We start from the raw sequence: 10838 nt of genomic DNA, 5'->3' as shown, positions 1-10838 counted from the left end.
CTGCCACGGTCCTTGGCTTGTGCTGGGAAGGCCCGGGCCGCCCTGCTGGGCGGCTCGGGACTACGGCTTACTGAATGGTGAATTCAGCTTTCCACGAGAAGTCGGACAGGCTGGTCGCGCTGATGCTGGCGTTGCAGCGTGCGCCACCGGTGCTTTCGGCGTCCTTGGTCCACTTCGGTGCTTTTTTGATGGTGCCGCTGCCCAGGCCGCCGGGGACGATGGTGTTGACGAAGGCGGTCTTGAACACGCAGGTCTTGGCGCCGATCTTGTAGCGCAGGACCGCGGTGGTCATGTCAGGGCTGAGGGCGCCGCGTACCACGAAGGTGCTGGCTTCCTTCGGCCGGATCACGTCCGCGGGCTTGGGCGTGGCACCGGCGTTGGTCAGGGCTTCGACGTTGCCGACCATCGAGTACTTGGCCTCGGCGGTGCCCAGGTTCTTGACGGTGACGGTCACCGCAGGGCCTGCATGGGCCGCACCGGCGGCGCACAGGGTGGTGACGGCCAGGGCCGCGAAGATCCGTTTCTTCAGTTGCATAGGGTTATTTTTCCATGTGTTGACATTACGTATGTCGCAGGGCGGTCTGTGGTCCGCCATGCCCGGTCTGCAGCGGTAGTGCGGCTGCATGTCCTTTCCCGGTCACTCTGCATCGATGCCTTCCATGAGATAGCCCGACTAGCGCAAAGCCCAGCTAAAAATTGCTTTCCAATGAAGGGGTTAACGGCAGTGAGTAGGAATAACTTTAATGCGTGCATGGCTTTTTGATGGCCTGGCAGTGCGATGTGCCCGCACGATCATCGATCGCGCGGGCACGCCTGTTCCCTCGCTTCAGCGCACTGCGCGTGGTTCAAGGGAGGGCGGGCACAGATCACGTTGAGGTCTTGCCCGCGTGCACGGGCCAGCAGTTCCTCGGTGTCATCGCCGCCGGGCAGGGCGAGCACCAGGTCAGGGCGGCTGTCGCGCAGCATGAACAGGTTACGCAGGCGCTCGGCCTGCTTGCCGTGCAACTGCCAGTTCGGCGGATAGCGGACGATGTCGGCGCCGTGCTCGCGGGCCCAGCCTTCGATCTCGCCTCCCAGGTGCTGGCTGCCGCCGTGGATCAGCACCCGCACCGGTTGCTGGCACTGCAGCGCGTCCAGCGCCTGGCGGCAGCGCTGGCGGTCGGCGAAGTGGCGCCCTGCGCAGATCAGTACGCGCATGCCCACCTCCTCAGAACCATTGACCGAAGCGGCGGATGTACAGGGTCTTCATGCCCTGCGCCACCAGGCAATAGCCGAGCAGGGTAGCGGCCAGCCACGGGAAGTATTCCCACGGCAGGGGCACCAGCCCGACCATCGCCCCCAGTGGCGAGAACGGGATGTAGATGCCCAGGCACATCACCAGGCCGGTGGCCAGGATTACTGGCAGCGCCGCGGTGCTCTGCAAGAACGGCACCTTGCGGGTGCGCAGCATGTGCACCACCAGGGTCTGCGACAGCAACCCCTCGATGAACCAGCCGGACTGGAACAACGCCTGCATCTGCACGCTGTTGGCGGCGAACACGTACCACATCAGGGCAAAGGTGGTGATGTCGAAGATCGACGAAGTCGGGCCGATCCACAGCATGAACCGGCCGATGTTGCGCGCATCCCACTTGCGAGGTTCGCGCAGGAATTCCTTGTCCATGCGATCCCACGGCAGCGACAGCTGGGAGAAGTCGTACATCAGGTTCTGCAGCAGCAGGTGGATCGCCAGCATCGGCATGAACGGGATGAACGCGCTGGCCACCAGCACCGAGAAGACGTTGCCGAAGTTGGAGCTGGCGGTCATGCACAGGTACTTCATGATGTTGCCGAAGGTTTCGCGGCCCTTGAGCACGCCTTCCTCCAGCACCATCAGGCTTTTTTCCAGGAGGATGATGTCGGCCGACTCCTTGGCGATGTCGGTGCCGCTGTCCACCGAGATGCCCACGTCGGCATCGCGCAACGCCGGGGCGTCGTTGATGCCGTCGCCGAGGAAGCCCACGGTGTGGCCATTGGCTTGCAGCGCCTTGAGCACCCGTGATTTCTGTAGCGGAGTGAGCTTGGCGAACACCGTGCGCTCCTCGACCAGGGCCTTGAGCTGGGTGTCGTCCAGGCGTTCGATGTCCTGCCCGAGCAGTGGTTGGCCGGGCTCCAGGCCCACTTCGCGGCAGACCTTGCAGGTGACCACCGGGTTGTCGCCGGTCAGCACCTTCACCTTCACGCCCATTTCGCGCAAGGCGGCGATGGCCGGGCCGGCGGTTTCCTTGGGCGGGTCGAGGAAGGTCAGGAAGCCACGGATCACCAGCTCGCGCTCGTCATCGGTGTGGTACTGGGGCTTGCCGGTGGCGGCCGGGATATCACGGGTACCGACCAGCAGCACGCGGAAACCCTCCTGGTTGTAGGTGCTGGCGGTGGCCAGCAGTTGCTGGCGTCGCCCGGCATCCAGGGCGACCCGCTGGCCGCCTTCTTGCACATGGGTGGCGATGGCCAGCATTTCCTCGACGGCGCCCTTGCTCACCAGCAGGTGATCGCCTAGGGCATCCCTGACAATCACCGACAGGCGCCGGCGGATGAAGTCGAAGGGCAGTTCGTCGACCTTGGCGTAGGCATAGGGCGGCTGGAAGCCCTGGTCTTCGTCGGCAAAGCGCAGCACAGCCTGGTCCATCAGGTTCTTCACGCCGCTCTGGTGATGGCTGTTGAGCCAGGCCAGTGCGAGCAGCCGCGGGTCCTTGTGGCCGCTGGGGTCGACGTGGTGTTCGAGGATGATGCGGTCCTGGGTCAAGGTACCGGTCTTGTCGGTGCACAGTACATCCATCGAACCGAAGTTCTGGATGGCGTTCAGGCGCTTGACCACCACCTTGCGCCGGGCCATGGCCACGGCGCCCTTGGCCAGATTGGCGCTGACGATCATCGGCAGCATCTCCGGGGTCAGGCCCACGGCCACGGCCAGGGCGAACAGGAAGGCGTCGCTCCAGTCGCCCTTGACCACGCCGTTGAGCATGAACACCACCGGCACCATCACCAGCATGAAGCGGATCAACAGGCGGCTGACGCTGTTCACGCCCCGGTCGAAGGCGGTCTGGCTGCGCGAGCCGACGATGGCCTTGGCCAGCGAACCGAAGTAAGTGCGCTTGCCGGTGGCCACCACCACGGCGCGAGCCCGGCCGCTGACCACGTTGGTGCCCATGAAGCCGATGTTGGGCAGGTCGAGCAGGCCGCTTTCATCGCTGGCGCTGCCTGCGGCGGACTTCTGCGCGACGTGGCCGAGGGTGTCGTACTTCTCCACCGGCAGCGCCTCGCCGGTCAGTACCGCCTGGCTGATGAACAGGTCACGGGACTCGATCAGGCGGATATCGGCGGGGATCATGTCGCCGGCGGCCAGTTGCACGATATCGCCGGCCACCAGCTCGTTCATCGGCACTTCGCGCAGTTGCGCCGGCTGGTCGTGGCGCGCGCGGCGCAGCACGGTGGCGGTGGTGCGGACCATGGCCTTGAGGGCGTCGGCGGCCTTGCCCGAACGGTACTCCTGCCAGAAGCGCAGCAGGCTGCTGAGGCTGACCATGGTCATGATGATGATGACCTTGGTCAGGTCCGCTTCGTCCAGGTCGCCTGCGCGTACCGGCAGCCAGTAGTCGGTGACGAAGCTGATGCCGGCGAGGGTGAGCAGCACGTAGATGAAGGGGTTGTGCAGGGCCTTGAGCAGTTGCACCAGGGCCGGTTGCGGCTTGTCATGGGCGACTTGGTTGGCGCCGTCGCGCTGCAGGCGCTTGGTGGCTTCGTGCTCGGTCAGGCCCAGCTCGCTGGCGTCGAGGTTGGCCAGGGTCACCGCCAGGCCATTACGTGCTTCGCGGGCGGCGCGCATGGACAGGCGGGTGTCTTCGCCGGCTTTGCTGCGGGTGTTGCGGTCTTTTACGGTCATTTGGCTGTGCTCCTGCCGCAGGAGGCGGCACGACACACAGTCGACTCACGGTAGGGGAGGTGAGTGAACGTGTCCCGTGTCGCAATCATTCGAACAATGAAAGGCGTGTTTTTTCCGACGTTTAGGTGTTCGCTGGCGAATGCCGGAAATAAGATCGGCAGCGAACTTTCTACTGGCTGAGTCCATGGTTGGTTAATCCCTTTGCTCAATGGCGGGCAATAGAACTCCAACGAACTTTAATTATTTAAAGTTCGGAAGTTTCTGACGATTTAAATGGCGTCAGTTCAGCGAACGGACAGCATCGCGCGCGTCACTGCAGGCAGCAACGGGCGCGCTATCGACTAGGCGGTTCCAGGGACGAGGACAGGCCCCAGCCAAGGACAGGACGGTGCGGGGCCTTGTGCGCAAAGGCGCGCAGGCGAGGGATAGCGATAATGAGGTTCATGAGCTTGCCTCCGACCGGGCGGGCACCCGGGGCGGCAAGCTACGGCGGAGCAGCAGGCTCTGGCGCGGCTTGCCCGACCTAGGGGCGGGCCCGGAGTTCCGGTTCAAGTGCCTGGCGAGCAAAGGCTGCCAGACAGCGACTAGATACTGTGTCCATTGAATTCTTCGTGAGTTGAAATAAAGGCCCGCTTTTCGGGGCGGGTGAACTTTATGCAAAGCATAGCGGGGAAGTCAACCGGGAAGGCCTAACTTAAATAAGTTTCATCTGCTGGGAGGGGAATTAATACAGTGCAGCGCTTGAATGCCATCGTGGGGAAACCCCGCTTCTACCTGAACCAGGTAGAAGCGGGCATTCGCTCAGGCGATCAGGGCTTGGCGCCCAGGATGATGTGCGAGGCCTTGATCAGCGCGGTGGCCTTCACCCCCGGCTTCAGGCCAAGTTCCTGCACCGCTTCGCGGGTGACGATGGCATACACCTCGGTGCCGCCGGACAGCTTCAGCACCACCTCGGCATTCACCGCGCCGTCGCCGACCCGGACCACTTCGCCTTCCAGGCTGTTGCGCGCGGACAGCCGGTAACCGGCGGCGTCGGTCATCAGCACCACCCAGGGCGCCTTGACCAGCGCCACGGCCTGCTTGCCGACATTGATGTTGAGGTTGTGCAGGCTGGCCATGGTCACCACCGCGACCAGCTTCTCGCCGCCGCCGAGGGTCAGCTCGACCTCGGCATTCACCGCGCCAGGCTGGATGGCGCTGACGGTACCTTCGAAGACATTACGGGCACTGACTTTCATGGCAAACACTCCGTGTATCGATCGTTATTCCTCGGCGGGCGGCGCCATCCGGGCTTCCAGCTCGGCGACCTGCTGCTCCAGCGCCTCGAGGCGGGCGCGGGTGCGGGCCAGTACGACCATCTGGCTGTCGAATTCCTCGCGGCTGACCAGGTCGAGCTTGCTGAAGGCACCCTGCATCAGCACCTTGAACTGGCTCTCAAGCTCGGCGCGAGGCTGTGCGGTGTCGCCGCTGAACAGGCGCGAAGCCTGGTCGCTCAGGGCATCGAGAAAGGCTTTGGGGGCGAGCATGTGTGGCTATCCGCTGATCTGTGAAAGGCCTGCAGTGTAGCACGCCCCTTGGGCCCGCCTGCGCTGCACGCTTTTCGCGCAGGGCGGCCAAAGGTCGCGCACCGAAGTTGTGCAGCTTTTCCCCGCTGGCAACTGGCCAATCCCGGCTGTTGCGCGCAAGTCGCTGTTTTTGGACGCTTTGCTTGAGCTGGCAAGGTTTCTGCAAAGACCTTGGCGAGCCATGCACTGATGCGAGCCGTCGTGACCAGGCAGTGCCAGGCCCGCCGTCAGGCCCTCTTCAAACCGCGTGATGCGTTTCAGCCGGGGGAGGGTGGCGACGATGCGTTACAAAGCCAGGCGCTGCGCTTAGACTTGAGACGGGTTTGTTTTCCTGGGGCAAGTCCACCAAATCGGGAGAGAGTTTCATGAAGCTAGTCACTGCCATCATCAAGCCGTTCAAGCTGGACGACGTGCGCGAGTCGCTGTCGGAAATCGGCGTGCAGGGCATCACCGTGACCGAAGTCAAAGGCTTCGGCCGGCAGAAGGGTCACACCGAGCTGTACCGCGGCGCCGAATACGTGGTCGATTTCCTGCCCAAGGTGAAAATCGACGTTGCCATCGACGACAAGGACCTCGACCGCGTGATCGAAGCCATCACCAAGGCGGCCAATACCGGCAAGATCGGCGACGGCAAGATCTTCGTGGTCAATCTGGAGCAGGCGATCCGCATCCGTACCGGCGAAACCGATACCGACGCGATCTAACAGCAACACCGCCTCACCAAACCCAACGCCCCAGGAGAAAACAACATGACTCTGCGCAAGATCGCAGGGCTAGGAGCCCTATTGTCCCTCGTAATGCCAGGGCTGGCCCTGGCCGAGGAAGCTGCCCCGGCGCTGAACTCCGGTGACACCGCCTGGATGCTCACCGCCACGGCGCTGGTGCTGTTCATGACCATCCCTGGCCTGGCCCTGTTCTACGGCGGCATGGTGCGTTCGAAGAACGTGCTGTCGGTGATGATGCAGTGCTTCGCCATCACCGGCCTGATGAGCCTCCTGTGGGTCGTCTACGGCTACAGCCTGGCGTTCGATACCACGGGCATGGAAAAGGGCGTGCTCAACCTCAATTCCTTCATCGGTGGTTTCTCCAAGGCCTTCCTCAGCGGCGTCACCCCGGCCAACCTGACCTCGGCCACCGCCTTGTTCCCGGAAGCGGTGTTCATCACCTTCCAGATGACCTTCGCCATCATCACCCCGGCGCTGATCGTCGGCGCCTTCGCCGAACGCATGAAGTTCTCGGCGATGCTGATCTTCATGGCCGTGTGGTTCACCCTGGTCTATGCGCCGATCGCGCACATGGTCTGGAGCGGTGACGGCGCGCTGATGTGGGACTGGGGTGTGCTGGACTTCGCCGGCGGCACCGTGGTGCACATCAACGCCGGTATCGCCGGCCTGGTCTGCTGCCTGGTGCTAGGCAAGCGCAAGGGCTACCCGACCACGCCGATGGCCCCGCACAACCTGGGCTACACGCTGATGGGCGCGGCCATGCTGTGGATCGGCTGGTTCGGCTTCAATGCCGGCTCCGCCGCCGCCGCCAACGGCACCGCCGGCATGGCCATGCTGGTGACCCAGATCGCCACCGCCGCCGCCGCGCTGGGCTGGATGTTCGCCGAGTGGATCGGCCACGGCAAACCCAGCGCCCTGGGCATCGCCTCCGGCGTGGTCGCGGGCCTGGTCGCCATCACCCCGGCCGCCGGCACTGTCGGCCCGATGGGCGCGCTGGTGATCGGCCTGGCCTCCGGGGTGATCTGCTACTTCTGCGCCACCAGCCTCAAGCGCAAGCTGGGTTATGACGACTCCCTCGACGCCTTTGGCGTGCACGGTATCGGCGGGATCGTCGGCGCGCTGCTCACCGGTGTGTTCGCAGCGCCTGCGCTGGGTGGCTTCGGCGCGGTGACCGACATCGCCGCGCAGTTCTGGATTCAGGCCAAGGGGGTGATTTTCACCGTGGTCTATACCGCCATCGTCACCTACCTGATCCTCAAGGTGCTCGACCTGGTGATGGGCCTGCGGGTCAGCGACGAGGAAGAGTCGGTCGGTCTCGACCTGGCTCAGCACAACGAGCGCGGCTACAACCTGTAACCGCCTTGTGGGAAAACTTGCCCGGTTCGCCGGGCATTTTTTTGCCTGTAGTTTGTCGCTTGGCGCCGGGCAAACGGTTTCGCTGTCCTGTTCGCGACCTGGGCGGAAAACTTACAAGTCATTGGGCGTTTCTGGTGCTTTGCTTTTTCCGCGAGCGCGCTAGAATGCGCGCCGAAGAGTGAAGGACGAGTCGTCCACACACACTTCGCCACCCTTTGCTAGGCTTGCCAATAGCCTGTGGCCAGCAAGGGTCAAACACGATTTCGTCAGGCCTTGCCAGGAGCAGGGCCTGCAGGGTGCCGGGCCCTCCACCAGGGGGCGGACACCCAGGGCAGTGGCCAACCCACGGCCAGTTGAATTTTCACTGGTGGCTGCCGGTCTACGGCTGCACCGGTCTATAACTAACCTGCTTTTCGCAAGTCATGAGGTAGAACATGAGCGACGACGATCTGGAAAATGATGACCTCGAAGTAGGCGACGAAGACGAGGGTGATGAAGGCCTCGAAGCCGCGGCTGACGACGGCGCGGAAGACTCCGGCGACGACGACAGCAGCCCGGCGCCGGCGGCCAAGGGCAAGTCCAAGGCGGCGGTCTCGGTAGACGAGATGCCGAGCATGGAAGCCAAGCAGAAAGAGCGCGATGCGCTGGCCAAGGCGATGGAAGAGTTCCTGTCGCGCGGTGGCAAGGTGCAGGAAGTGGAGGCCAACGTGGTCGCCGATCCGCCCAAGAAGCCGGACAACAAGTACGGCAGCCGCCCTATCTGAGTGGCTGAACGCAAAAAAGCCCGCCGTCGCTGCGGGCTTTTTTGTGCCTGTCAGGTTGGTACGGTCTCTGTAGGAGCGGCCTTGCCGAGGCGTCGGACCGGTCGGAAAGGGCTGCGCTTAAGTATCGACAACGACCCTGGGGCCGCTTTGCGGCCCTTTCGCGACACAAGGCCGCTCCTACAGGGATGAAGACGGAGAATGTGAAGCCAGTCAGCGCCAGCGCGACAGCACGTCGGGCAACTGCGACAGCCGCTGGATCTCGGCATCTGGCGCCTGTTCGCCGCTCCAGGGCTTGTGCTGCGGGTTGAACCACACCGCCCGCAGCCCGGCGCGCTGGGCGCCGGCGATGTCGTCGCCGGGGTGATCGCCGATGTGCACCGCCGCCCCGGCGTCCACCTCGCCACGCTTCAGCGCCTCAAGGAAAGGGGCCGGATCAGGCTTGCCGATGCCCAGGTCCTCGGCGCACAGGGCGAAGCGGAAGTAGTCTGCCAGGCCCAGCCGGCGCACGTCGGCATTGCCGTTGGTGACGACCCCGAGGGTGTAGTGGTGGCGCAGGATCTCCAGCACCGGCAGCACCTCGGGGAATACCTCCACCTGGTGGCGGGCGTGCAGGAACACCTCGAAACCTTCGTTGGCCAGCTCCAGGGCGTGCTTCTCGCTGTAGCCCACCGCTTCCAGGGCGTGGAACAGCACGCGCCGGCGCAGCGCGCTGATGCGGTGCTTGAGGCCCGGCTCGGCCTGCACCAGGCGCTCGCGGATGGCGAACAGATGCTCGACCGGCACCGCGCCCAGGCTCGGCGCGTTGGCGGCCAGCCAGTCGCGCAGGACGATTTCGGCGCTGGCGATCACCGGCGCGGTGTCCCACAAGGTGTCGTCGAGGTCGAAGGTGATCAGCTTGATGCTCATGAGTCCGTGCCCTTGCTGCGTTTGGCCCGAGGATGGGCGCTGTCGTACACCGCGGCCAGGTGCTGGAAGTCCAGGTGGGTGTAGATCTGCGTGGTGCTGATGTCGGCGTGGCCGAGCATCTCCTGCACCGCGCGCAGGTCCTGGGACGACTCCAGCAAGTGGCTGGCGAAGGAATGGCGAAGCATGTGCGGGTGCAGGTGCTGGCCCAGTTCGCGCTCACCGGCGGTCTTGACCCGCATCTGGATGGCACGGGGGCTCAGGCGCTTGCCCTGGCGGGTGATGAATACGGCATCGTCCAGCGGGCCGCCGATGCCGCGCAGGCGCAGCCAGGCCTGCAGTGCCTCGCGGGCCTTGCGCCCGACCGGCAGTACGCGGCTCTTGCCGCCCTTGCCAAGCACCTGGACCAGGCCAGCGGCCAGGTCGAGCTGGGCGAGGTCCAGGCCTGTCAGCTCCGACAGGCGCAGGCCGGACGAATAGAACAGCTCGAGGATGGCCTGGTCGCGGCGGGCGATGAACTCATCGTCGACGCCGCCGTCGAGCAGTTGCAGGGCGCGGTCGGTGTCCAGCGCCTTGGGCAGGCGACGCTCGCCCTTGGGCGGCGTCAAGCCGTTGGCTGGGTCGTGCTGGCACAGGCCCTCGCGGTTGAGGTAGCGGTACAACCCGCGTACCGCCGAGAGCAGGCGCGCCAGGCTGCGCGATGATTGGCCATGGTGATGCTGGCGTGCCACCAGCTGGCGCAGCTGCTGGACTTGCAGCCCGGCCCAGCCGGCGATGCCTTGGGAGTTACAGAATTCGATGACCTTCTCGAGGTCGCGGCGGTATGCCAGCAGGGTGTGCGCGGACACCTGGCGCTCGTTGCGCAGGTGCGCGCAATAAGCTTCCAGCTGGCGTTCCATCAGCGCACCGAGCGCAGGGTCTGGGTGAAGCGCGGCACCACGCGGCCGAGCACTTCGGCGATGTAGCTGAGGAACAGGGTGCCGACGCTGCTCTTGTAGTGCTGCGGGTCGCGGCTGCCGATCGCCAATACGCCGTGCAGGCCCTGGTACTCCAGGGTGGCCACGGCGCTGGAACCGACTTCCTTGTGCTGCGCGTCACCGAACAGGAACGCCAGTTCGTGTTCGCGCAGGCTGCCGCTGGTGGTCTTGCCACCGGCGATCAGGCCGCCGATCGCCTGCTGCGCCTCGGCCCCGGAGACCCAGCGCCCTACGGGGGCTGCGTTTTCGCCGAACAGGATCAGGCTGACGAAGGGTACCTGGAACTCCTGGCGCAGGCTGTCCTCGACCGCCATGACCACCTCTTCCAGGCTGTTGGCGTCGAGCAGGTCGAGGATCAGCCGGCGGGTCTTGTCGAACAGCCGGTCGTTGTCGCGGGCCACGTCCATCAGTTGCGACAGGCGATGGCGCATCTCGATGTTGCGGTCACGCAGCAGCTTGAGCTGGCGCTCCACCAGCGACACGCTGTCGCCGCGCTGGTGGGGGATGCGCTGCTCGACCAGCAGTTCGTCGTGCTCGGCGAAGAAAGTCGGGTGGGCGCGCAGGTAGGCGACCACGGTTTCGACGTCGAGCTCGGGTGCAACGTTAGGCTGATCGGTCATGGCGGATAC

The 10838-nt window shown here is 64.7% G+C and carries 11 protein-coding genes; 3 read left to right on the top strand and 8 right to left on the bottom strand.

Annotated elements, in window-relative coordinates; all coding sequences use genetic code 11:
• Positions 1 to 67: 67 nt before the first annotated feature.
• The 5 genes from KSS95_RS02455 to KSS95_RS02435 form a co-directional block, all read right to left on the bottom strand.
• Positions 68 to 535: a hypothetical protein gene (locus KSS95_RS02455; RefSeq protein WP_217851353.1), complete on the bottom strand. Its 468-nt coding sequence runs from the start codon at positions 533 to 535 to the stop codon at positions 68 to 70.
• A gap of 257 nt (positions 536 to 792) precedes the next feature.
• Complete coding sequence (locus KSS95_RS02450; protein WP_217851351.1) at positions 793 to 1197, bottom strand: DUF2493 domain-containing protein; 405 nt, start codon at positions 1195 to 1197, stop codon at positions 793 to 795.
• Positions 1198 to 1207: 10 nt separating this feature from the next.
• Positions 1208 to 3919 carry a magnesium-translocating P-type ATPase gene (gene mgtA, locus KSS95_RS02445; RefSeq protein WP_217851349.1) on the bottom strand — a complete coding sequence of 904 codons (2712 nt, stop codon included), beginning with the start codon at positions 3917 to 3919 and terminating at the stop codon, positions 1208 to 1210.
• Positions 3920 to 4728: 809 nt separating this feature from the next.
• Complete coding sequence (locus tag KSS95_RS02440) at positions 4729 to 5157, bottom strand: TOBE domain-containing protein (protein WP_217851341.1); 429 nt, start codon at positions 5155 to 5157, stop codon at positions 4729 to 4731.
• 24 nt (positions 5158 to 5181) lie between these two features.
• Positions 5182 to 5445, bottom strand: coding sequence for an accessory factor UbiK family protein (locus KSS95_RS02435; protein WP_217851340.1), 264 nt, complete (start codon positions 5443 to 5445; stop codon positions 5182 to 5184).
• Between the two features lie 404 nt (positions 5446 to 5849).
• Between KSS95_RS02435 and glnK the strand changes: the two genes are divergently transcribed.
• The 3 genes from glnK to sutA all read left to right on the top strand — a co-directional run bounded on the left by glnK (position 5850) and on the right by sutA (position 8329).
• Positions 5850 to 6188 (top strand): P-II family nitrogen regulator, encoded by a 339-nt coding sequence (glnK, locus tag KSS95_RS02430; RefSeq protein ID WP_002555808.1) that lies wholly within the window; start codon positions 5850 to 5852, stop codon positions 6186 to 6188.
• A gap of 45 nt (positions 6189 to 6233) precedes the next feature.
• On the top strand, positions 6234 to 7565 hold the full coding sequence (locus tag KSS95_RS02425; RefSeq protein WP_217851339.1) for an ammonium transporter: 1332 nt from the start codon (positions 6234 to 6236) through the stop codon (positions 7563 to 7565).
• A 434-nt stretch (positions 7566 to 7999) separates the two neighbouring features.
• Positions 8000 to 8329: a dormancy-specific transcriptional regulator SutA gene (gene sutA / locus KSS95_RS02420; RefSeq protein WP_134688994.1), complete on the top strand. Its 330-nt coding sequence runs from the start codon at positions 8000 to 8002 to the stop codon at positions 8327 to 8329.
• Between the two features lie 210 nt (positions 8330 to 8539).
• Here the strand turns inward: sutA and KSS95_RS02415 are convergent, their stop codons facing one another.
• The 3 genes from KSS95_RS02415 to KSS95_RS02405 are packed head-to-tail and all read right to left on the bottom strand — an operon-like array spanning position 8540 to position 10829.
• On the bottom strand, positions 8540 to 9235 hold the full coding sequence (locus tag KSS95_RS02415; protein WP_217851338.1) for an HAD family hydrolase: 696 nt from the start codon (positions 9233 to 9235) through the stop codon (positions 8540 to 8542).
• Positions 9232 to 10131 carry a tyrosine recombinase XerC gene (gene xerC, locus KSS95_RS02410; RefSeq protein WP_217851337.1) on the bottom strand — a complete coding sequence of 300 codons (900 nt, stop codon included), beginning with the start codon at positions 10129 to 10131 and terminating at the stop codon, positions 9232 to 9234. Before xerC ends, KSS95_RS02415 begins: the two co-directional genes overlap by 4 nt.
• Positions 10131 to 10829, bottom strand: coding sequence for a DUF484 family protein (locus KSS95_RS02405; RefSeq protein WP_217851336.1), 699 nt, complete (start codon positions 10827 to 10829; stop codon positions 10131 to 10133). Before KSS95_RS02405 ends, xerC begins: the two co-directional genes overlap by 1 nt.
• Positions 10830 to 10838 lie beyond the last annotated feature (9 nt).

Origin of the sequence: Pseudomonas muyukensis (genome assembly GCF_019139535.1) — a bacterium.
Taxonomy (GTDB): Bacteria; Pseudomonadota; Gammaproteobacteria; order Pseudomonadales; family Pseudomonadaceae; genus Aquipseudomonas; species Aquipseudomonas muyukensis.
Note: the sequence above shows the minus strand (reverse complement) of the source record. Positions and strands in the feature narration are given on the sequence as shown.